Genomic DNA, 22,150 nt, shown 5'->3' on the forward strand with positions numbered 1-22,150 from the left:
ATCGGATTATAGAGTAAAAAAGATATATCTTATCACTTTACCACGAGAACTGGGATGTCAGATCTGCTGACCAGCTCGTTGGATACGCTGCCCAGCACAATCTTCTTAATCCCAGTTAATCCCCTGCTCCCCGTTACAATGAGATCGCATTCAATCTTGTTACAGTAATCTATGATAGCGGAAGGTACATCCGCTGATTCCAGAACCTTAGTGGCCACCTTATAGCCCTCAATTTCCCTCTTCACGGCGTTTAAGGCCTCTTCAGCCTTCTTATCGCTCTCGATGGTCACCTGTTCCGGGCTCCTTGGTATTTCCTTTACAACTGTAACCATGTGAAGCTCATCACTGTCCCTCATGAGTTTCAAGGTAAATAGTAACGCCTTTCTGGCGTAATCGGATCCATCATAGGCTAAAACAATTTTCATGACTATAATATATTAACATCGTAGTATATGAGCTTTTTATCATGATAATTAAAAAATTATCACTTTAACCCTCTTTCACGGTACTTTGGGATGAAACTTCTATGGGAGTCATGTTAACATCATAGCCCTTGAAATACCAGGTTATTGTGGCAACTGCACCAAGGGCCCATAGTGCAGTATTGTATAGCACGTAAAGGAATGGTGAGTTAAGGAAGCTCGTGAAGTAAACTGAGAGCGAGCTTAACGTGATGGGAAATACCCTGACGAGCCCTATCATGAAAGCCCTATTGGTGCTGGGGAGTATAAGGGGTTCGTAGATAGTTCTCACTGCCCATCCGAATTCACTGAAGGCCATATTGAGGAGAAGGAGGCCATAGAATAGTCCCATGTTACTGGAAACCGTGTTAATCGTGAAGAGGATACCCAGGATCGTGATTGTTCCTCCCAAGAAGGAGAAGAGGGAAAATTTCCTACTCTTTACCCTGTTCACAGCGAACCCTGCAATAATTCCAGCAGCGCTGGCCCCTACATTGGCTATGAACACTATGAAGTTCTCCAGGTTTGGGAAGTAGAAGTCACCAATGTAGAAGGCCATAAGGCCGTAGGTAAGGTACTGGGATATGGCAATGGCGACCAGGAACCAGTATCTGGACAGAAGGCTTAACTTGTTCACGTTTCTATTTTCCTGGGTATCCTGGGTCCTATTTCCCAGCTTGGACAGCTCGGTCTCAGCTTTCTCTCTTAACCCCTTCATGTAAAGCCATCTGACGGATTCGGGTAGCCTAAGTCTCACCCCTATCAGGAAAGCTAAACCCACCAGGGCTGTTAGGGAAAGCGACAGTAGCTCCAGTGTTGGGCTACTGGATGACGCGGAGAGCAGGACAATTACCGAGGCAACCATTGCTCCCACGTTATCGAAGTTGGGAGCTAGAACCAGTATCTGATCCCTCCTTCTTAAGGGCATCATCTCTGCAGCATAGGATAGCATAACAGGGACTTCTCCCTCAACTCCAAGCACTCCCAGCACTATTCCAAAGGTTAGGGTGAAAAGCAAAGGAGTACTGGTCAAGGGAGTCTTGGTGAATTGAGAGATTAGGGACACTATGGCTATGATCAGCGCTCCAATCCCATACATGGACATTGTAACAATGAAGGTCCTCTTTCTCCCATACATTCTGTCAGAGATAAGGGGAAATATCAAGTTTCCCGCCAGCGTAGCAACGATGGGGGCAATGATGAAGAATACGTTGTTTATGGAGGGGTACAGGAGTGGGGCTATGGTACTTATGGTTCCCCACATGAAGAATCCTAAGGCCAGGGAAGCGAAAAGCAGAGTATGCGTAGATGTCCACACAACCTTATCTACTTTATCTAAAGGTTCCATAAATTTTTGTTATATAACTAGGTTATAAATCTACTTTATACACTGGAGTTCAGGAGCTGTGAATAGCTGCCCTGGGCCAAGTTATCACGGAGATGAACACCGTGATGAGGGCAACAAGGTTAATTATGTCTATGATCTTGGCCATCCCCACGATTCCCATGTATTGCATTGCCATCCCGGTAACTACCTCGGCTATGCCACCAACCAGTCCGCCTATGTTGTACGACATCCCCGACAGGAGTCCCCTTACTTCCATGGGGACAGAGTGGGCAAGAAGTAGAGGGATTAGTGGCCAAAATCCACAGGACGAGGCGTAAATCACCGTGGCAATAATTGAGGCAAGCGGACCTAGGTTTACGAATCCAGGAACGGTGAAGAACAGGGAAGCGGTGAGGGTTACCAGTGCTGAAATAATTAGTTTCCTCACGTTTATTCTATCTGCCAGTCTTCCAAACACTATAAATGATATGGCTAAGCCCAAGTTGGAGACGAGGAGAGTGAGCCCCAAGGTGGAGGCCGAAATTCCAATTAATTTCTCCGCAAAAGTTGGGTAATTACCGAAAACAGAGAAGTATGCCACAAACATCCCTGCCATGGCCATCGTTGACTTCAGAATGAGGTTTAGATAATCCTTGTATTCCACCTTTACCTTTGAGACTCTCACAGTCTTGGACTCGGGTACCTTCAGCTTCATATAGGGCACCAGAAGTAGAGGAAACGTTCCAGTGGCCAGAAATATTCTCCAATCCTGTGCTATGAAGGGAGAAAAATAGATATACATGGCACCCGTGAGCGCGTAGCCTATCCCGTACCCTGACTGGACTATCCCAGTGAGTACTCCCCTGATGGAGACCGGAGCGCTTTCATACGCAACGACAGTACCCGCGGTCCACTCCCCTCCCATGAATATCCCTTCAAATAATCTGGCAATGAACAAAACTATCACGTTGGGCGAGAAGGCCATGAGTCCATGAAAAGCAGAGTAGCCCAGGGTAGTGAACATCAGAACTGGTTTCCTTCCGTACCTGTCTGAAAACCTCCCGAATAGTGTTCCTCCAATAACCCGCCCCAGCAGGCCAAAGGAGAAGAGCAAGGATACCAGTACGTAATCAACGTGGAATGTGTCCTCAATGTACTGATAGACATAGGTGAGAATTAATAAATCGTAAATGTTTCCTGCCCATGCAATTGTGGACGCTAAGGTTGCGTGAAGGTATGGTTTCATTTCGAAAAAATGGTTCAAACTAAACTTAATAATATTTCCTGTGTTGTCAACGCAAGCGTTGAGGCCTTGATAGGAGAAGATGCTATTACTACGTACTCCAGCATCATATCTGCCTGCTAACACTCAGATTAGTGCTGACAGAAGAGCGTATGAGGGATCGCCTTGACGAGCCAGTGAAAGCCATGCAATTAGTTAGCTGTACTAAGTGGGGTTCTGTTAAGCAGTGTAGCGAGTTTTCTTTCAATTTAAGAGTAGATAATATAAGGACTAATTGCAATAAACTCCGCAAACTAAAATCAGCTGTAGTTAAATTGTCTCAGTTTCATCTTTCCATGTGTACAGGGTACTGGTTACAAGGAAGTTGCCTGGACCATGGATAGACCATCTTAAGAAGGAGGCTGAGGTGGAGATCTGGGAGGAGAGAGACCCTCCACCTCGGTCATGGATACTTTCCAGAGTTAAGGACAAGGACGGGTTGCTGGTAACCTTGACTGAAAAGGTGGACAGGGAGGTCATAGATGCCGGAAAGAACCTCAAGGTGATAAGTACATACAGCGTGGGTTTTGACCACATTGATGTGAAATATGCCATCAGTAAGGGAATAAGGGTGACGAACACTCCCGACGTCCTGACAGACGCCACGGCGGATCTGATATTCGGCCTCTTACTGGCCGTAGCTAGGAGGATTGTAGAGGGAGACAGGTTAATCAGGTCAGGTCAATGGAATCTCCCCTGGTATCCGGAGTTCATGTTAGGAAAAGAAGTTAGCCATAGTACCTTGGGAATCCTGGGAATGGGAAGAATAGGAAGGGCGGTTCTGAACAGAGCCAAGGGGTTCAATATGAGAGTGATATATCACAGCAGGAGACCCCACGACGTAGATGCCGAGTTTGTGGACCTGGATACCCTTTTGGCGGAATCGGACTTTCTGGTGGTTACAGTTGACCTTAATCCTGAAACCTATCACATGCTGGATTACTCCAGGTTAACCAAGATGAAGAGTACTGCTTACCTCATCAACGCCTCTAGGGGACCTGTGGTCAAAGAAGATGACCTTGTGAAAGTGCTGTCTGAGAGTAAAATTGCCGGTGCAGCTCTGGACGTCTTTGAAAGGGAACCCATTGGTTCTGATAACCCCCTGATTAAGTTTCCCAATGTGGTTCTGACTCCCCATCTGGGAAGTGCCACAAGGGAGACCAGGGAAAGGATGGCAGAAGTAGCCGTGAAAAATCTGATCAACTGCCTTAAGGGAGAGAGCCCACTTTATGAAGTCAGATTATGACCTTCAGGGGATATTTAGGGACGCCATCACTGGCAATTACAGGAACTTAGTCTTCATAGAGGGGGATTATAGAGAACCTCTCCTTCACTTCATCAACGAATATCTCAAGGTAGAGAAGAACCCATCCGTGGGATATTACTTCCATCCGTGGATTCAGGGAAGCAAGGAAAGACTGGGCTGGGTTAAGTCGCTCCTTACCTCCGTGACGGATATTGATTATTCCTCCTCCGAGAGATTTCTGGGAAGTACATTCGATCTTTCCATAATTGACGCGGTGGACGACTTCAGACCGTCATATGTGGCGAGGGCTATTGAAACCGTGAGGGGAGGCGGACTTATCATAATTTACACCAATAACCTGGAAGAGGGAAAGCTGTACAAGTCCACACTAGCTAGGGATGGGAAGGTTAACAATCTGTTCGAGGAAAGGCTAAGGCGTAAGTTGCTCTCCCATAGGGGCATCCTGTACTGGAGGGAGGGCAAACTCGTGGTGAGGCCCTATTCAAGCTCCGAGGTAAGTAAGCCCAAAAGGACCAGAGGAGGTAAGTATCCCCGGCTTGCCAAACTCTGCAGAACTGATGATCAGGTCAAGGTGTTAGACGAGATCGATTTCCTCCTGGAGGACGGTAAGAAACTCTTGGTAGTGACGGCACCAAGAGGCAGGGGTAAGAGCGCTTCAGTGGGTTTAGCTTTGCCTCTCCTAATCTCCCAGAGCAGATATCCTCTCTCCATCACTGTCACATCCCCAACCTACTGGTCAGGTGCAGAAGTGATGAGATTTTCCGAACTCTCCTTGAAAGCCCTTGGAAAGAAGTTCAGGAGGGTGATTTCCAGGGACGGCAAAGTTCTGTCCCTTGAGACTGGGGAGAGCAGAATAAGATGGCTCCCTCCAGATCTAGCAAAGGATCAACACGGGGACATTCTGGTTGTGGATGAGGCGGCCGCGCTGGGTAGGGAGTTCACTGATTATATTTTGAGGAGATGGGATAAGGTAGCCCTTGTTACCACAGTTCACGGGTATGAGGGTTCAGGGAAAATATTCCTTAAGATGTTTGAGAGTTACACTGGAGAACATGACATTCAGAGGCTTAAACTGGACTTTCCCATCAGGTACAGCAAGGGAGACCCAGTGGAGAGATTTCTGAACGACACGTTTCTGCTTAATGCCGAGGCCAATGAGGGCCACTACATGAACAGGATAGTTGAGATGGATGTGAAATACCTTTTCGAGGACGAGAAAAAGCTGGCCTCAGTATACGGGATCTTAGTTACAGCTCACTACAGGAACACTCCTGACGATCTCATGATGCTCGGGGATATGGCGTTTCAGAGATTATTTGTGGCAGAAAGTGACGTTGGTGTGGCCCAGATCGTTGAGGAAGGAGGACTCTCCCCTGATGCCATTCAATCCATAGCCCAGGGAGAGGAGAACTTAGGTCATCTAATCCCCCAGAGGCTGATTAAGTACTCGAGGATGTTTGAGTTAGGGGAGTTACGCGGTTGGAGGGTGATGCGCATAGCGGTCGCTCCCTCGCTTCAGGGCAGGGGAATAGGTTCTCAGCTCCTCAGAGAGATTGAAGAAAGGGCTGTGAGAGAGGGAGTTGATTGGATGGGTTCCTCCTTTCTCGCAAACTACAACGTTATCAAGTTCTGGGCAAAGAACGGTTACATTCCGCTTCACGTTTCCACGAAGAAAAACGAAAGCCTTGGTGGATATTCGGTTATAGTTATGAAACCCTTCTCCTCTAGAGCCAGGGAAATCGCTCATCAAGTTGCCAGACTACTCAAGGACAAGTTACTCCGGACAACACATCAAGTCTACTTTAATATGGATCCAAGAATCCTTGTCCTATTGCTTAAGCTAGCACCTCCAATCTCTGCCGTGAAGATCCCCGATCCCTACCTAAAGAAGCTAAGGGCATACCTGGAGGGTATCCTTCCCTACAACTCGGTCGCTGAAGCTGTTCATCTGCTGGGGGAGAAGTACTTTAAGGAACTAGCATTTGACTTAGACGACGTTTCCCTGGCCACATTAGTTTCGAGGACATATCAGGGAAGGAGCTGGTATCACGCTGGAATATCCTTGGGCATGACAAGCTCTCAGGTGGAACGTAAACTCAAGGAGACAGTTAGATTAATTCTAGAAAAATATCAGTTGTTATAGCAACTATTGTTACATTATTCATATATCTCTATTAAAAAGTTTAATCTTATGTCAAGTTTTTTAAGCCAAGCCAATAATGATGCAGATCAAGTTGAGGAGAGAATCATCCTTTGCATATACTGCACTTACCCTTTCCTTAATGACCATAGCTGCGAGGTCTACAAATAACATGGTCACCACTACCGTTGGCCCCCTATCTAAGTATCTTCTAGGTTTCTCAAACACGTTAGTTGGAGTTATTACAGCTGTGATGTTCGCGACTACGTTCATTGCTACGTCCTATGTAAATCCCAGCCTGAACTCGTCGCTCAGGCGTAAGGTGTTCATTCTATCTAACTTGGCGATTTTGCTCCTTTTACCCACATATTTCTTTGCGACAAGTCTCACCATATGGGTAATTTCCGCTCTAATAGGTCTTGCCTTTGGACTGGTGATGCCTAACCTCATCACTGCAGCGTCCCTAGTTAACGATAGAAGGACGGCTGAGAGGTTACTGGCCCTCTACTCCACCAGCCTCAGCGTTAGCCTGATTCTTGGACCAGCTTACGAGAGCTTCATCCTGAGCAGGTTTTCCTATAACTACGTTTTCCTGGCGTTCCTTCCAATTTCTGCTGTAGCCTTTGCCCTAGCATGGACCGTCAAGTTCCCAGACACCAAGAAGGAAGTGAGGGGATCAAGGGCCCTGAAGAACAAGGGATTTATCTCCTCCGTGCTGGCAATAACAACCTATAACGTTCCTTTTGCCGCCATAACGGCGTTCTTAACCATACTTGCAGTGGACAGGTTTCACGTTCCGGGAGACCTGGCCTACTCCACCTATATCCCCTTCTTCACAATGTCATTCCTGACTAGGTTATACATGACCATAAGACCATTCAACTCATTAAGAATCCCAATGTTAATATCTATCCTGATTACCGTCTTTACCCTTGCTGGGACCCTCCTGTCGCCCACGTACGGTGTGTTTCTCCTTGTTATGGCCTTGCTCGGCATTCCCCACGGGTCAGTCTTCCCCATGTCTACCATCATGATTCAGAGGGCCACCTCCAAGGAGGAAAGAAATGCCGTTAATTCCTACTTCCTGGCCTACAATAACTTCCTGTTCATAGCGGTTCCCAGCGTGGTCGGATACCTGTCTCAGTTCATTGGACTGTCTCTCACCTTTGGGCTACTCTCGGTACCTGTGGTCATAACCAGTGTCTTCTTCTTCCTCAGGTTCTGGAATGATGATATTCTTACAGGGCAGATACGATCAAGTTAACACTGTTTAAGAGTAAATGTCATGCTGAACTTGGAAAAGTTATATAAATAACAAGGCTTGTAGAAGCCCATGTTAAGGCCGTTAATAGCCATTGACCTAAACAGCAACGTGAGGAGCAGGTCCATTGCCAGGTTTGTATCCAGAATCCTGAGGGTATTTGGAATAGCGGACGTCATTTTCATAATGGACGATGACAGCATCGTGGAATTTAACAATACCCACGTGTTTTCCATTTCCGATCCAGAGTCCGTCACCTCTCTTACCGAGAACCTGAAGAAACTATCAGAGAAAAAGGACGTCCTTGATCTACAGAGCGTCATTACCCTGAAGAAGGAGCTGGGCAGGAGCCTCCTCATAGTGGTTTCTGATAGGAAAATAAAGAGAGAGCATGAGCTAATATTCAAGTATAACGGTAAAAGGGTTCAGAAGGTCGTTTAATGGATCGTTAAAGGTAAAAGCATCCGAACAAGTTTATGACGAGTTGAGATTTTCAGTAGCTGGCGACGTAAGGTTTATGGCATCATTTCTTAATGACAGCTTAGGTATTGGACTAGACTTGCAGAAAATTGAATTCATAAGGAGCTACGGGTCCAGATCCAGGGCTTACGCAAGAACGTTTTCTCTACCAAGTCAATGGAGGTACGTTCTGGATACGGATAAACTTTACGTAATAGAGGTGATATCTGAGAGGTTCGACAGATTGTCCTGTGAGGATAAGGCCTATGTGGTGATCCACGAGCTCATGCATATTCCCTCAAAAATGACAGGAGGCCTGAGGAACCACAGTTACTCGGGTTTCAGGAGGATAAGAGCACTCCTTAGGAGGGTAAACCTACCCACCGACGTCTGTAGAGCTAGCAACCCCTAATTATTCAATAGAAATTCCATTTAATTTATATATCTCTTGTACTTTAAAATTATAAGGTAATCGATTCATGGACGCGGTGAAACTCTCCGCCACGCTCATAGCCATAGCATTCCTTGTTGCCTTTGTTGTTCTGCTCAACGTAAAGTCCATGGTAATCAGCGGTATAAATCAAGTTTTTCAGTTGAAAGATTCATTAAGCCAAGTTAAGATCAGGAGCGTCTCCAGTACTCAACATAACATAACTCTCTCACTGAGTAACCCGTTCAACGTTTCCATGTACGTTTATAACGTAAGTGGGGAGTACATCTATCTGAAAAATCCCATACGTGTACCGCCTATGGGTCAAGGCAATTTCACGCTGATAATAACTAACCCCAAAGCCTTCTATGCACTGGCACAGGCGAGGCAGGAGAATATCACTCTTTACTTGGGAATTGGTACCTTCAACTTCACGCAGGGAGTGAACATATAATGCAGTTCAAAATTACTACCATTTACTACCTTCTCGTGGCAGTAGTTTCCATTATACCCTTCCCCTGGTGGTATTATAGCGTAGGAGGAATAGTTACCATCGAGGATTCTCCCTTTCAGGCACTGATTTACTTCATGGGCACTAGGTTAATTCTCTCGGACGTTATAACTTTCCTCCTTACCGCCTTCAGGCTTTACGTATTCATATTGGCAATAGGATACGCGTTTCAGTCAATGAGGGGTAATCCAAAGATATACTCCACAATGTTCTGGTTTCCCGTACTCTATGTTCTGGATCCCATCCTGATTTACGTTCTCTTCAAGTTCATCCCTCAACTCTTGGGAGTCCCCATACAGTATCCATTCTTTATCTGGGGAACCGAGACCTTTACCTCAACTTATAAGGGAGATCAGATTGTTGCTGAGGTGGTTAGCTATCCCACACCTGTTTACTGGTTTGCCCTGGGAACCGCTGTCCTCTATCCGTTTTCCAGATGGGAGATCAGGTCATCAAGAGGAAGGGCAAGACAGCCCTAGTTTTATTTACTTTATTGTATCCTTTTGATTTGAAAGTAACTTACTATCGTCCGGGTAATCTCATTTCTTTCACTTTACGTGCTAATTTATATACTGTAAAAAGTAAAGTTAGATTAAAAGGTGAAGCAAATGAGTGACCTGATAGGTTCCATAGGCATCCTTGTATTCAGGCTACTCTATGGGGTAGCATTGATACCCCACTCTTTCCCAAAAATTTCCATGAATAAGCAGGTCAAGGAAATGATGAAGCAAATAGGAATTCCCGGTGCGTTTGTGGACCTTTCACTGATAATTGAGCTAGCGGGAGGTTTGCTAGTAATCCTGGGCACCATATACGTGTTGGTGGACTTTGTATTGGCGCTGTTCTTTCTGGGAACTACCATAGTGAGCGTAGCAAAAATGAAGAAACCGCTACCATCCATAACTAATCCTGGATACGACCTGGACATCCTGTTCCTGGCTGGTGCTCTCCTACTTCTCCTCCTAGGTCCCGGCCCCATATCTTTACTGCCTGGCCCACAGCTGTAGGAATTTAAAAGATAGTTATTTTTCAGATGGTCTGGAGATCATATCTTCAAACTTTTCTGATCCTTTTTAAAAAGACGTAGAGAATGTAAAGAATTTATAGCAAGATAATAACATTTCATGGCATGAGGTTCCAGTCACTTAATGAACTACAACTCTACCTTGAGGAAGGAGATCCTGTGTTCAGAATGCTAGAGGCTAAGATCATACATCTGGGGCAGGGAGAAGCGGTGGTGGAGGTTCCTTACAAGTACGAAATAACTAGAAGGGGAGGCGTGCTGAACGGGGGTATGATCATGACCATCATGGATTTCACTGGAGGAATAGTGGTGGCAAGTGTAAATGACGGTGACGATCAGGTGACACAGGAGCTTAAGGTGAACTTCCTTGAACCCATGCATAAGGGTCCCTTTCAATGCCATGCAAGAATCCTGAGAAAGGGTTACACAGCGGTGGTCGTTGATATAGAGTTCATGGACAACGAGGGAAAACTAGGCGCTAAGGCCTTAGGAACGTGGTATATTATTAGGGGAAGGAAGGTCACAAAAAGTTAATTTTTATTCAATACCCACTTCTCTCCCCATTGTCCCATCAACTTGAAAATACTTTCTAGTTCCTTACCCTTGCTGGTCAGAGCATACTCCACCTTGAAGGGTCTAGTATCCACTATTCTCCTCTCCACTATACCAGCCTCCTCCATGAACTTGAGGGTGGAGGATAGGGTCTTTGAGCTCAGCCCAGTTTCCCTCAGGAGTTGATTGAACCCCTTCGGTCCATCAAAGAGATACCTCAGTACCAGTAGCCTAGCCTCTGTCCCTATGATCTTGATTGTCTCCACGATGGGACACGTAGCTTTGTTTTGTTCATCACGTGAAATTGATGCCATCTGATTTACATGAAGTAACCTCACTCTTATATAATTTATGATCTAAATCTGCTTTAGGAAATAAAATGGCTAGACTTGTAAGGCACGACAGGAATTCCCCATACCAAGTTAAGACGAACAGTGGGGAGACCTTGTGGATATGCGCGTGCGGTCTCTCCAATAACAAACCCTTCTGCGACGGGTCCCATAAGAAAACGCAGGACGAGAACCCCGGCGACATATATGTGTACGATGGGAACAGCAGGGTGAAGGTAAACCCGCTATACATGTAAAAGGCTAAGAAAGAATCTTTTTTATTAGCTCTAGCGAGTGGGGGTTTTCCAGGGAGGACGTATCTCCCAGGTCCCTGTTCAGTATTGTGTTCCTTATGAGCCTTCTCATTATCTTGGCGTTTCTGGTCTTTGGCAATTCAGGCACCAGTTTCACTGCTGAGGGTGCTATGGCCTTTCCCAGTTTGTCCTCGAGGTATCTTAACAGTTCTTCCTCTAGACTTTCTTTCATCTCCTTGGGCACAGCTAGACATACTATCTTTTCTCCCTTAACTGGGTCTGGTAACCCAACGCACGCGCTCTCCACTACCGCCTGATGGGCATTGAGGACCGCCTCTATCTCTCCAGGGCCTATTCTCTTCCCAGAGACCTTTATGGTATCGTCGCTCCTTCCCACTATGTAGAAGTATCCATCCTCATCCCTAAGAGCCAGATCCCCATGAACCCAGACGCCCTTCCATCTGGACCAGTAGGTGGAGATGTACCTATCTGGATCCCTCCAGAATCCTCTGGTCATCCCTGGCCAAACACTTAACACCACTAGTTCCCCTTCCTCGTTTGGTCCCGTAGGTTTACCGCTCTCGTCGAAGATCTCAGCCCTTATTCCAGGCGATTGTCCATTGAAGGAGGACGGCTTCATTTCCTTGATCACGTAATTGCCCAGTATGCCACCTGAGATCTCCGTACCACCGGAGTAATTGATCACCGGAGATTGTGTGGCTTGGGCTATCCATTTCCAGCTCTCTGGATCTATGGGCTCGCCAGTGTTTCCCACAACCCTCACGTTAAGTTTCATGGAGGGCTTAGAGGACTTGAGGCTCCTGATCAAACTGGCCGATAGACCTAGGACCTTTACCTTCAAGGTATCCACGAAACTCTCCATGATCTCAGGAGTTGCGTAACCGTCCAGAAGGGCAATCCTCCCCCCAAGCATCAGGGACCCAAACACAAGCCATGGCCCCATCATCCATCCCATATCTGAAATCCAGGAAACTCTCTCACTCCTTCTTACGTCAAAATGGAAATACATATCTGCCGAGGCCTTGACCGGAAAGCCACCGTGTACATGAACGCAGCCCTTTGGTCGCCCGGTGGTACCTGAGGTGTAGATGATCATCAGGGGACTCTCAGCCTCTGTTTCCTCATAACCGTCTCCCCCTTCCTTCACTACTTCCCTGAGGTCATGATAATCCTTGAGCTCAGCTGAGGTCTTTAGTGCAACCTTAATCACATCAAGTCTCTCCAGGTTCCTGGTGGGTTCTATAAACTTCCCCTTTCTCGCATATCTATCCACAGTGAAGATTGCCTTGGCTCCGCTATCTTCCATTCTGACTCGGATTGGTTCCTCGCCGTAGCCTGAGAAGAGGGGAACTATCACCATCCCGGCCCTTGCTATCCCCAGCATTACGGGAACTATCTCGGCTGTCATGGGCATGTAAACCGCTACCCTGTCACCAGGTGACAATCCCTCCTTTCTTAGCCAGCTGGATATGGATTTTGCCCAGCTAAGGGTCTGAGAGTGGGTGAACTCCTTAACTTCCCCTTCCTCGTTCATGGACGAGACAATGGGATCCGGAGAATCCCTTAACTGGTCAGTAACGTTCAGCTTTCCCCCAACAAACCACCTGGGCCATTCCTTTCCTCGAGATAGGTCCAGTACCTTCTCTGGGCTTTTCCTGAACTCCACTCCTATTCTTTTCAGAAATGCGGACCAAAACTCAGGTTCCTTCCAGGTGGACTCCTGAAATTGCTCTAGGGATTGGCTCCTCTCGGTCATCCATTTTCCTATATTACTTTCATCTTTCCATTCAGCGTTAGGCTTCCATGTCAAGCTCTTACCCTGAGGGGAATGCTGTACTCTAGGATTTCAACCTTTTTCCCTATCTCCGGAATGCCCTGAACAATCGCCAGAAGACCCCCGGTCGCTTCCTTGAACCTAACCAGGCCCACTGTGATGGGTTCATCCAGCCTCTTTTCCCTGTTATCGAAGTATATTGTCGTGAAGCTGTCCAGATACGGCTCCTTAACTTCCACATACTCTCCGTTCTCCAGGAAGCAATACTCGCAGTACAGCCTGGGCGGTACGTATACCCTTCCGCACCTGGGGCACTTCCTTCCAAGTATCTTCCCCTCCCTCAAACCCCTGAGGAAAGCCTCGCCGTCTGGTCCCACCGTGTAGACATACCTCTCAACTTCCATAACGTCCTTCCACGTGAGGAGCTCATCCTCTTTCCCATGCTTATCCCACGACATTCATACCACCTCAAAGCACTCTATGTCCTCTATGCTTCCCTCCCTCTTCTCCACAGGTTTCCATCTGGCCCTCACTGTTTTTCCCATGATCCTCATGCTCTTTACGTCATCATAGGAACAGCAGATTCTGTGAAACAGCCCGGGGTACACGTAATCCCTTGGGGATGAAGGGAAAAGCCTGATGGTTCCCACTATCTCGGGCTCCTCAAGCCTGTCCCTGGTCCACGATATGAAGCTGGCTACGGCGGTCATAACAATTCCCTCATCCTTCACCTCCACCCACTGGGAAGTGGGATAGAAGCAATCCTCGCAGTACAGCCTGGGCGGTACGTATACCCTTCCGCACCTGGGGCACTTCCTTCCAAGTATCTTCCCCTCCCTCAAACCCCTGAGGAAAGTACTGAGGGCCTGCCCTGCTGTGTAGGAGTACTTGGCCTGTGGCCTGTACGTGACGGTGAAGTGTTCCTTCAATTCCTCCTCCTTCAAAGGATGCACCATGATCTCACCTCAATTCCTCATAACTATGACCGTGGAGGCCTGCATCAGATCACCCCACGCTTGAGCCACACCCGTGTGAACGGGTCTCTTCACCTGCATCTTTCCCGCAGTTCCCTTGAGTTGCCAGTATATGCTTATGACTTTCATCAACCCTGCGGCCGCTATGGGATTTCCAACTCCCAGAAGCCCACCGGAGGGACTGCTGGGTATGTCTCCATCCCTATCGAAGAACCCTTCCTTCAGGAGCAGTGGTGCTTCGCCCTTTCTTGCCAACATGAGCCCCTCAAGGTGATGAAGTTCCTTATAATCAAAGGGGTCGTAAGGTTCCACAACGTCTATCTCTCTCTGCGGTCTCTCTATCCCCGCCATTCTGTAGGCCATCCTAGCGGCGTTCTCAAGATACCTTGGGTAGGCCAGTTCCCTATTGGGCCATGAGGTGTTGTCAAGAGTCCATCCCACTCCCTCAACCCATATGGGCGTATCTGTGTATCTCCTCGCAATGTCACCGTCCACGAAAACCATCGCAGCTGCCCCATCACTTACTGGACTCACGTCGAGAAGTTGTACCGGCCACACCAGAACCTCGCTTCTCAGCACATCATCCACAGTGATTTCCCCACCTAGCTGAGCATAGGGATTATTCGCAGCGTTTCTCTTGTTCTTCACCGAGACCAGAGCGATCTCCTCCTTGCTTATCTTATTCACGAACATGTACCTGTGCATTTCCATGGCGAAGATCCAGATGAGGTTTGGGTTCAGCGGTTTCTCCGTGATGGGGTCCCAGATATACCTGAAAACTGCCTGGGGATGAGGTCTACCCGGGCTCATCTTCTCCTCTGCCACAGCAAGGACCTTCTTGCACATCCCGCTGGCCACGTGATACCACCCAGATATTGCCGTCATGACCCCGGTTGCTCCTCCAACGTAGACCCTACTCGCCGGTTTCATCACTCCTCCAGCGCCGTGAGCTAGGTATTCACCCTTCATGTGGACCCCATCGAAGGCATCTGGTGCGCTCCCTATTACCACGCAGTCTATATCCCTTAACTCTAGACCTGCCTCGTCAAGGGCCTTCCTTGAGGCCTCCCACGCTAGTTCCTGGGGTGTTTCCAACATTCTTCTTCTGAAGGGAGTCATTCCGGCACCTATGGCCGCGACCCTTCTGAACTTCAGGTTAGTTTTCATTCTTGCGTCACCTCTGCAATACCGCCACTCCTCCCGTGAAGGTAGGTATCCCTCTCCAGCTCGCTACCACCGCTGAACTGACCCCCTCTCTCATGTACTCTACAGCGTCAAGGACAAGGGAAAGTCCTGACGCCTCCAGGGGATAACCCTTGGCCAGATGGCCTCCCTTAGGGTTAACCGGTAGATAACTCCCCTCATGGAAATATCCTTCCCTCAGCTTCTCCGCCACGTTGTTAACTCCAAGGGCCTCTACGTGTTGCAGTTCCTTGTAGCTGTACCTGTCGTCAACGAACATTCCGTTGACCTTTAGGGGAGACTCCAGCTTGGTCATACCAAAGGCCAGTTCAGACGCCTTCCTGAGATAGAAGGCATCGCCCAGCTTGGCCAGTTCCAAGTTGGAATTGTCAGTAGAGAATCCTATTCCCGTGATCCAGATTGGCGTATCATTGAACTTCCTCGCAAAGGTCTCCGAGGCAAGAACAACCACTATGGCCCCATCCACGGGACGGGCGACGTCCACGCGGGTCAGGGGGTAAACAATCATCTCCTGAGAGAGGACATCTTCCTTTGACAGCATTGACGCGTGTGGGGCTCTCCCTGTTTTTAGGCCGCTGGCCCTGTTCTTTATTACCACCTCCGCTAGGTCCTCCCTAGTCACACCGGTTCTGTGCATGAACTTCGTGGCATCCAACTCCGCTATGAAGTGATAGTTAGGAATCTTAGCCTCCCTAACGTAGACGGGATCCATGGCTAACTCCACGATCTCAGGGAAGGTCAGGATATCGCTTGGTTTGGCATGGGATTCAACCACTACAACGTCCGCAACCCCTGAGTTAATCAACATGAACCCGTGTGCTAGCCCTTGGAGTCCATCCCCGGCCACCGTCATTGTTGGCCTCATGGATCCTCCCACTGGGTCTGGGGCGAACTCGTCTGAAATGGATATTCCTTCCCAGAAATCCTCCTGGCATGATATGAAAGCGTCAACCTGTTCCCTTGGGTTCATCCCTCCAGCATCATAAAATGCCCTCTGAGCAGCCTCAAACATCATCTCCCTAAACGAGAGGTCGTGGACATTAGTGGAGAACCCGTACCAACCAATTCCCACAATACCCACGTTCTCCACTATCTCACATGATAATTATGTTAAAATCCTATATAAAATCTACTTATTTTCACAAGTCTATAAAAGTACACTTAATAAGATTTAAAAAATTATAACTAGATTAAAGCTCATGTATAAGCTCCTCCACGTGCCTTGAGAGAATCATCCTCTGAACCTCATCTGTACCCTCTCCTATTCTGGTCAGCCTCACGTCCCTGTAGGCTCGCTCAACTCTCGTTAGCTTTGCGTATCCCATTCCTCCCATCACCTGAACCATCCTGTCCACAACCCTGTTGGCGATCCCTGAGGAAACAAGCTTCAGTGACGAGATAAGGGGTTCTGCCTTTCTCCAGTCCCTAGTGAAGGCATTACATGTAACCTCGAGGAGTGCCCTCGCGGACTCAAGCTCCGCAATGGAGTCTGAGAACATCCAGGCTATTCCCTCATGTTCAGTGAGCCTCTTTCCGAAGGCCTGCCTTTCCTTAGCCCAGTTGTAGGCCTCCTCAACAGCTCCCAAAGCAAGTCCCAGGGATATCGCAGAGATAGCTATTCTGCCCACGGAAAGAGCGTATTTCACAACCTCCCATCCTCCCACGAGCTCACCCTCGCAATCGTTCATCCTTATTTTAGCCGTCCCTGTTCCCCTGTTACCCTGGACCTCGATCTTCTCCCTTTCCACGCACTGGGTGTCCCTCACGAGGTAGGCGGATATCTTCCCCTCGTCATTTCTGGCTGCAACTAGAAACACGTTTGCGTAAAGTCCCTGCGTGATCCACATTTTCTCACCGTCTATCCTCCACGTTCCGTTCACCTTCCTAGCTACTGATCTCATGGAGGAGGTATCTGACCCACAGCATGGTTCACTTAGGGCGAATGAGCCTAGGGTCTTACCCCTGGCCAGTTCCTCCGTTAGATCTTGGTCCCTACCATACTTTCTCAGGGGCGCGTTCACCAGCTCTCCCTGAACGTCCTGTAGGAGCGCGACCGAACCGCTCACCTTGGCTATCTCCTCCAGACAGATCATAGAGTCTAGTAACTCCGCGCCGTAATGAAGGGGATCCAGAATCCCCAGTTCTCCCATCTTCAGGATCAGTTCCCGGGGGTAAAGGTCATCCCTGTCAATCCTGTCCGCTACCCTCAGGATCTCCCTTCTGGCAAAGTCTGAAACTGTGGAAACGAGAAGCTCGTCCATTGATAATTATAGATCTGAAGATATTTAAACATGTATTTTGCGAGTTGATGGGGTAAGTAACGTTTTATAATGGATTGAACTGTGTCTCCCATGTTTCCAGAGCTACTGGGTATAAGGAAGGAAGAGGAAAGGGAGGGGTACGTGAGAATGTCCATGATCACGGAGGAGAATCAGGTAAACGTACACGGCACCGTGCACGGGGCAGTAATATTTGCGTTGATTGACTCTGCCTTCGAAGCGATAAGTAACCAGGGGAGGAGGGCTGTTGCACTTAACGTGGAGGTGAATTACAGGAGACCAGTGAGTCCAGGGGAGAAACTGGTTGCCGAGGCGTGGCCTGAGTCGCTTGGAAAAACCACTTCAGTGTACAGGATTAGGGTTACGAACTCCCAGGGGAAGGTCGTAGCCATCGCCACTGCACTGTCGTACAGTGTGTTGTAAATTTTCATTCACTGGGAATGAGTTCTGTATTTTAAAGGGTATGAGAAGGTTATCTCATGAACAGACTCGTAGTCATTCTGGTGATCCTAGTTCTGGTTTTCTTCGTACTGGCCTCCTTCGCAGGCACGGTGCATAGGTTCAGCTGGGCTTACTTTCCCACCGAACAGGAGAGTAGCGAAGCCATCATTGTGATGAAGGTATCACAGTACATTGCGTTTCTGAACGTCAGCGTGAATCTAATACCCATATTCAACGGGTCGTCTACCAGCTACGTCAACAGTTCAGTGCAGGTATATTTGCCCAACGGTTCCATCGTGGTGCTCAACTCCATGAGACCAGCTATCTCGTTCAGGGTGGAATTACCCTATGGTGAGGGAGTTCCCCTTGGTGACACTGAGGGCTTCGGATATGGAGGCCATGGTCTCCCCACAATCACCATCAGTTATCGCTCGAACTACAGTGACCCGGTCGCATTTTATGTAATTCCCAACTACTTTAGCTACCAGGAGGGCTTAACATCTCACCTACCCTCCCAAGGGCTTGTCACTGCAATGCCCAGCGGAGTGGTATTCTACCTTCTGGTAAACGGAACGGCACTGGTTCAGGTAGAAGGGGTGGGTTACGCATGAGCGACAGAAGTAAGGAACTTCTAGATAAGGTATCCAGGCTGGCAAACTTACTTGAGGATATCAATCTAATTCTGGAGGACGCCAAAAGTACCATATTGATTCCTATTGGGGTGATAATTTCCCTGATAGGTTTCACAATTCTTTACATTGTGGAGTCGCTAGAGTCATCATCTTTCGTGTTGATAACTCCCTACTCCAGTTTCCTCATTATAGGCGTTTTACCCGGCCTCGCACTTGGAATGGCCCTCTTCTATTTCAAACATAGGTCCAACGTCAAGCGGAAGAAGGTACACAGTTTCACTTCTGTATCAGAAGCATTGCAATTCCTGGAGGGAACCGACTGGTCAGAGTTGAGGAAGAGGATTTTCCTAGGCAGGTTGTTACTAGCAATTGGAGTTGTGCTTTTCGTGATACTGGCGTGGCTCGTCATAACGGGGGTGCTTAGCGTCATTATCCTTCTATTGGGAATAGGGTTTCCCTTCCTCACAACCTTTACCATTCCAGTTGCTGGAGCGCTCTCAGCTATCCTAACGGGTTACATTGCGTGGTATACCTGGAAGAATATTATCCTAGGTTCGCTAATTCTTGGCGACCTGCTATGGGACCTTAGGTGGTTAGAGATTGAGTTCCAAGAACGGGGACCTCAGGCCTGACCTCTACGTCATCGCAAGGATAATAGAGGTGCTGAAGAAGAATGGTCCCACCAAGAGGACTCCCCTTGCCAGGGACACCGGTCTAGCTTACGACAGGTTGCTCGTTTACCTCGAATGGATGGAGAGGAGGAACCTCATCAGGGTAAACGAGGAGGGGGAGGTTATCCTGACAGAGGAGGGCCTAAAGAGTTACGACGCAATAGTGGACTGGATCCTCAAGTATGTGGGGAAAATAAGGTTTAGACGTTACACTAATCCTTGAACAGCCTCCTTGATATGATCAGCTTCATCACATTCATGGCTCCCTCCGCCCCTACTAGGTAAGAGACTATGCCCCTGAATCCCATCTCCACCATCGCATCCTTGGAGTAGCCATAAGCGCCCATCCACATCATCACGGCCTTCGTTATGTCGAAGGCCACCTGCGGGGCCGTGAGTTTGCTCATGGCTGCTAGCATTGCAGTCTCGTCAGAGTTGGGTTCCCTGTCCATCATCCAGGCTGCCTTGTAGTTGAGAAGCTTCGCCATCTCTAGCCTAGTTTTAAGTTCAGCGGCCTCGAAGGCTATGGCCTCGAAATCCTTGAGCTTGGTCGAGAAAACCTCTCTCTGCTTAACGTACTCTAGTCCCATCTCGAGGATTGCCTCAGCTGCACCTATGCAGGCCCCGGCAACCAGCACTCTTGCGTGGTTAAACCCATCCATGGCGTAGTAGAAGCCCCTGTTCAACTCGCCCACAAGGTTTCCCTCAGGGATCTCCGCGTTGACATACCTCATTATCCCAGTGGAAATTCCCATCCTTCCCATATTCTCTATCTTTGACACCTCTATGCCCTGCGTAGAAGTGGGGACAAAAAACATGGATATTCCCCTGTGACCTGCCTCAGGACTAGTCTTGGCCAGGGTAAGATGTCCTCCACCCCAGTTATAGGCCTCTAGGACACCGCTTATGTAGATCTTCTGTCCGTTCAACACGAACCTTCCATCCTTTCTAGTTGCAAGGGTCTTTATCCCAGCAACGTCGCTTCCTCCGGAGGGTTCCGTTGAGGCTACCCCGAGGAACCAATCCCCTGAGGTCACCCTGGGAAGAACGGCTTCCCTCAAACTCTTGGAACCGTATCTGTCCAGCACGTATCCCCAACCGCTCTCCAGAAGGAAATAAACCGCAGTGGCCATGCTGAAGTCAGCCCTGGCTATCTCCTCTGCAGCTATAGTGGACAGAAGGAATCCTGCCCCCTGACCTCCCACGTCCTGAGACGCCGTCATGGCCCATATTCCTAGAGACGACGCCTTCTTGACGAACTCTCTCGGGATCCCCTCCCGGTCGATCTTTCCGACAAGTGGCCTAAGTTCCCTCTGGAGGAAATTCCTCAAGTTTTCTCGAAACAGTGATTCTTCCTCTGAGAAAGAGAAGTCCATATAATTATATTATTCAGAAAGTTATAAAAGTATCGTGATGATTCAGATGTTTCAAAAATGTTTTAAATCGAGGTTGTAGTCTTATTATTCGACATGGTCAGACTATACGAAGAGCGTTCTCCGAAAGGATTTTCTAATTACTTTTCTGATTAATATGTTAAACTGAATCAGATGCAATTTTAAACGAGCAGATTTATATCGATAATGACAAATATATATTCATGAGCACGGCTTCAAGAATAATAGAGGAAGATTCAAGGTATTTAATGCAATCATTCAGTAGATGGTATCCCCTAGTGATTGAACGAGCCAAGGGATCCCTGGTCTATGATGTTGACGGAAAGGAGTACATAGACATGAATGCCGGGATAGGGGTTATGGCGCTCGGGCATGGGAACGAGAAGATTGTGCATGCGGTTCAGGAGCAAATGAACAAGTTCTTCCATTACAGCCTGACGGACTTCTATTACGATCTGGCAGTCAGGGTAGCTCGAAAGCTGGTATCCCTGGTGGGGTTTCAGGGTAAGGTGTTTTACACCAACAGCGGGACAGAGAGCGTTGAGGCGAGCCTGAAGATAGCCAGGGGTCACACGAGGAGGCAGTACGTAATTGGATTCACCAATTCTTTTCATGGGAGAACCTTCGGCTCCATGTCCTTTACCTCCAGCAAAGCCGTTCAAAGGTCCTCGTTCTCTCCCCTATTACCCTCAACCCTCCTAGTTCCTTATCCCGATAGACACAACCCGCTCTGTCGGGAGGACTGCGCCAGCGCCATCTTGGATTACATTGAGGATTGGGTCCTCAAAAAGATCGTTGATCCCAACGACGTGGCAGGTTTCCTTCTGGAGCCCATCCAGGGAGAGGGAGGAGTTGTAGTCCCCCCTAGGGAGTTCCTCCAGGGTCTTCAGAGAATAGCTAGGAAACATGGGATTCTCCTCATCTTGGATGAGGTGCAGACGGGAATAGGCAGAACCGGCAAGATGTTTGCCTTTGAGCATTTCGGCGTGGAGCCCGACCTGGTATGTCTGGCGAAGGCATTGGGAGGAGGGTTACCCCTAGGGGCAGTTGTGGGTAAGAGCGAGATCATGGACCTTCCGAGGGGATCACATGCCAACACCTTTGGAGGAAACGCGCTTGCCCTGGCCGCAGCGGAGGTCGTGCTTGAGGAAGTCCCCAGACTTCTGGAGAGGGTAAATGCGCAGGGGAAGATAATCACGGATATTCTGAGCTCATCTAGGTCCAGGTACGTGGAGGAGATCAGGGGCATGGGTCTCATGATAGGGGTGGATCTGAGAAAGGATGGGGAACCATATGAGGAGGGACTGGAAAATGTGTTAAGGAGGTCCTTTGAGAGGGGCGTTCTGGCCATAGGTGCAGGTGAATCGGTGGTGAGATTACTTCCTCCTCTCGTTATAGAGGAAGAGCTGGCTAAAAGAGGTAGCTCTATAATAAGGGAGGAGCTAGACAGATTGTAGGTGATGT

General features: G+C 48.3%; 26 protein-coding genes. 15 read left to right on the top strand and 11 right to left on the bottom strand.

From position 1 onward, the window contains the following. Nucleotides 1-32: 32 nt before the first annotated feature. From L3N51_RS06025 to L3N51_RS06035, 3 genes are all read right to left on the bottom strand, one after another. Nucleotides 33-425, bottom strand: a complete 393-nt coding sequence (locus L3N51_RS06025; RefSeq protein ID WP_238026092.1) for a universal stress protein — start codon at nucleotides 423-425, stop codon at nucleotides 33-35. A gap of 64 nt (nucleotides 426-489) precedes the next feature. Continuing rightward, nucleotides 490-1,809: an MFS transporter gene (locus L3N51_RS06030; protein ID WP_238026094.1), complete on the bottom strand. Its 1,320-nt coding sequence runs from the start codon at nucleotides 1,807-1,809 to the stop codon at nucleotides 490-492. Between the two features lie 49 nt (nucleotides 1,810-1,858). Further along, nucleotides 1,859-3,034 (bottom strand): MFS transporter, encoded by a 1,176-nt coding sequence (locus tag L3N51_RS06035; RefSeq protein ID WP_238026096.1) that lies wholly within the window; start codon nucleotides 3,032-3,034, stop codon nucleotides 1,859-1,861. A gap of 334 nt (nucleotides 3,035-3,368) precedes the next feature. Here L3N51_RS06035 and L3N51_RS06040 point away from each other — a divergent pair, with 334 nt between their 5' ends. The 9 genes from L3N51_RS06040 (at nucleotide 3,369) to L3N51_RS06080 (ending at nucleotide 10,696) form a co-directional block, all read left to right on the top strand. After that, on the top strand, nucleotides 3,369-4,316 hold the full coding sequence (locus L3N51_RS06040; RefSeq protein ID WP_238026098.1) for a 2-hydroxyacid dehydrogenase: 948 nt from the start codon (nucleotides 3,369-3,371) through the stop codon (nucleotides 4,314-4,316). Further along, nucleotides 4,300-6,480, top strand: a complete 2,181-nt coding sequence (locus L3N51_RS06045; protein ID WP_238026100.1) for a tRNA(Met) cytidine acetyltransferase TmcA — start codon at nucleotides 4,300-4,302, stop codon at nucleotides 6,478-6,480. The genes L3N51_RS06040 and L3N51_RS06045 overlap by 17 nt, the downstream gene beginning before the upstream one ends. Nucleotides 6,481-6,556: 76 nt before the next feature. Beyond that, complete coding sequence (locus L3N51_RS06050) at nucleotides 6,557-7,741, top strand: MFS transporter (protein ID WP_238026101.1); 1,185 nt, start codon at nucleotides 6,557-6,559, stop codon at nucleotides 7,739-7,741. A gap of 69 nt (nucleotides 7,742-7,810) precedes the next feature. Next, entirely contained in the window at nucleotides 7,811-8,179 is a 369-nt protein-coding gene (locus L3N51_RS06055) for a hypothetical protein (RefSeq protein WP_238026102.1), read from the top strand. A 43-nt stretch (nucleotides 8,180-8,222) separates the two neighbouring features. Continuing rightward, a complete protein-coding gene (locus L3N51_RS06060) occupies nucleotides 8,223-8,609 on the top strand; it encodes a putative metallopeptidase (RefSeq protein ID WP_238026103.1) in 387 nt (128 codons plus the stop codon). Between the two features lie 67 nt (nucleotides 8,610-8,676). Beyond that, nucleotides 8,677-9,081, top strand: a complete 405-nt coding sequence (locus L3N51_RS06065) for a hypothetical protein (RefSeq protein ID WP_238026104.1) — start codon at nucleotides 8,677-8,679, stop codon at nucleotides 9,079-9,081. Then, nucleotides 9,081-9,617 (top strand): hypothetical protein, encoded by a 537-nt coding sequence (locus L3N51_RS06070; RefSeq protein WP_238026105.1) that lies wholly within the window; start codon nucleotides 9,081-9,083, stop codon nucleotides 9,615-9,617. Before L3N51_RS06065 ends, L3N51_RS06070 begins: the two co-directional genes overlap by 1 nt. Nucleotides 9,618-9,746: 129 nt before the next feature. After that, nucleotides 9,747-10,145: a DoxX family protein gene (locus L3N51_RS06075; protein WP_238026106.1), complete on the top strand. Its 399-nt coding sequence runs from the start codon at nucleotides 9,747-9,749 to the stop codon at nucleotides 10,143-10,145. A 122-nt stretch (nucleotides 10,146-10,267) separates the two neighbouring features. Then, on the top strand, nucleotides 10,268-10,696 hold the full coding sequence (locus L3N51_RS06080) for a PaaI family thioesterase (protein ID WP_238026107.1): 429 nt from the start codon (nucleotides 10,268-10,270) through the stop codon (nucleotides 10,694-10,696). On the opposite strand, the gene L3N51_RS06085 is transcribed toward L3N51_RS06080, so the two are convergent. Beyond that, complete coding sequence (locus L3N51_RS06085) at nucleotides 10,693-10,980, bottom strand: winged helix-turn-helix transcriptional regulator (RefSeq protein ID WP_425597979.1); 288 nt, start codon at nucleotides 10,978-10,980, stop codon at nucleotides 10,693-10,695. The genes L3N51_RS06080 and L3N51_RS06085 overlap by 4 nt on opposite strands. Before the next feature lie 113 nt (nucleotides 10,981-11,093). Here L3N51_RS06085 and L3N51_RS06090 point away from each other — a divergent pair, with 113 nt between their 5' ends. Further along, on the top strand, nucleotides 11,094-11,300 hold the full coding sequence (locus L3N51_RS06090) for a CDGSH iron-sulfur domain-containing protein (protein WP_238026110.1): 207 nt from the start codon (nucleotides 11,094-11,096) through the stop codon (nucleotides 11,298-11,300). Nucleotides 11,301-11,304: 4 nt separating this feature from the next. Here the strand turns inward: L3N51_RS06090 and L3N51_RS06095 are convergent, their stop codons facing one another. The 6 genes from L3N51_RS06095 to L3N51_RS06120 all read right to left on the bottom strand — a co-directional run bounded on the left by L3N51_RS06095 (nucleotide 11,305) and on the right by L3N51_RS06120 (nucleotide 17,530). Beyond that, a complete protein-coding gene (locus L3N51_RS06095; protein WP_238026111.1) occupies nucleotides 11,305-13,128 on the bottom strand; it encodes an AMP-binding protein in 1,824 nt (607 codons plus the stop codon). After that, entirely contained in the window at nucleotides 13,125-13,550 is a 426-nt protein-coding gene (locus L3N51_RS06100; RefSeq protein WP_238026113.1) for a Zn-ribbon domain-containing OB-fold protein, read from the bottom strand. The genes L3N51_RS06095 and L3N51_RS06100 overlap by 4 nt, the downstream gene beginning before the upstream one ends. Beyond that, complete coding sequence (locus tag L3N51_RS06105) at nucleotides 13,551-14,048, bottom strand: Zn-ribbon domain-containing OB-fold protein (protein WP_238026114.1); 498 nt, start codon at nucleotides 14,046-14,048, stop codon at nucleotides 13,551-13,553. Between the two features lie 9 nt (nucleotides 14,049-14,057). Then, complete coding sequence (locus tag L3N51_RS06110) at nucleotides 14,058-15,233, bottom strand: thiolase domain-containing protein (RefSeq protein WP_238026115.1); 1,176 nt, start codon at nucleotides 15,231-15,233, stop codon at nucleotides 14,058-14,060. A 7-nt stretch (nucleotides 15,234-15,240) separates the two neighbouring features. Then, a complete protein-coding gene (locus L3N51_RS06115) occupies nucleotides 15,241-16,359 on the bottom strand; it encodes a thiolase domain-containing protein (protein ID WP_238026116.1) in 1,119 nt (372 codons plus the stop codon). A gap of 100 nt (nucleotides 16,360-16,459) precedes the next feature. Next, nucleotides 16,460-17,530: an acyl-CoA dehydrogenase family protein gene (locus L3N51_RS06120; protein WP_238026117.1), complete on the bottom strand. Its 1,071-nt coding sequence runs from the start codon at nucleotides 17,528-17,530 to the stop codon at nucleotides 16,460-16,462. A 90-nt stretch (nucleotides 17,531-17,620) separates the two neighbouring features. Between L3N51_RS06120 and L3N51_RS06125 the strand changes: the two genes are divergently transcribed. The 4 genes from L3N51_RS06125 to L3N51_RS06140 are packed head-to-tail and all read left to right on the top strand — an operon-like array spanning nucleotide 17,621 to nucleotide 19,515. Next, nucleotides 17,621-17,971 carry a PaaI family thioesterase gene (locus L3N51_RS06125; protein ID WP_238026118.1) on the top strand — a complete coding sequence of 117 codons (351 nt, stop codon included), beginning with the start codon at nucleotides 17,621-17,623 and terminating at the stop codon, nucleotides 17,969-17,971. Between the two features lie 56 nt (nucleotides 17,972-18,027). Then, on the top strand, nucleotides 18,028-18,600 hold the full coding sequence (locus L3N51_RS06130) for a hypothetical protein (RefSeq protein ID WP_238026119.1): 573 nt from the start codon (nucleotides 18,028-18,030) through the stop codon (nucleotides 18,598-18,600). Further along, on the top strand, nucleotides 18,597-19,253 hold the full coding sequence (locus L3N51_RS06135) for a hypothetical protein (RefSeq protein WP_238026120.1): 657 nt from the start codon (nucleotides 18,597-18,599) through the stop codon (nucleotides 19,251-19,253). The genes L3N51_RS06130 and L3N51_RS06135 overlap by 4 nt, the downstream gene beginning before the upstream one ends. Next, nucleotides 19,222-19,515, top strand: coding sequence for a winged helix-turn-helix domain-containing protein (locus L3N51_RS06140; RefSeq protein WP_238026121.1), 294 nt, complete (start codon nucleotides 19,222-19,224; stop codon nucleotides 19,513-19,515). Before L3N51_RS06135 ends, L3N51_RS06140 begins: the two co-directional genes overlap by 32 nt. Here the strand turns inward: L3N51_RS06140 and L3N51_RS06145 are convergent. Continuing rightward, the gene (locus L3N51_RS06145; RefSeq protein WP_238026122.1) at nucleotides 19,505-20,668 is read right to left on the bottom strand and encodes an acyl-CoA dehydrogenase family protein; all 1,164 of its coding nucleotides are present in this window, start codon (nucleotides 20,666-20,668) and stop codon (nucleotides 19,505-19,507) included. The two genes, L3N51_RS06140 and L3N51_RS06145, sit on opposite strands and share 11 nt — an antisense overlap. Before the next feature lie 221 nt (nucleotides 20,669-20,889). Between L3N51_RS06145 and L3N51_RS06150 the strand changes: the two genes are divergently transcribed. Beyond that, nucleotides 20,890-22,143 (top strand): acetyl ornithine aminotransferase family protein, encoded by a 1,254-nt coding sequence (locus L3N51_RS06150; protein WP_238026123.1) that lies wholly within the window; start codon nucleotides 20,890-20,892, stop codon nucleotides 22,141-22,143. Nucleotides 22,144-22,150: the final 7 nt, after the last annotated feature.

It is taken from the genome of Metallosphaera javensis (ex Hofmann et al. 2022), assembly GCF_022064045.1.
GTDB lineage: Archaea > Thermoproteota > Thermoprotei_A > Sulfolobales > Sulfolobaceae > Metallosphaera > Metallosphaera javensis.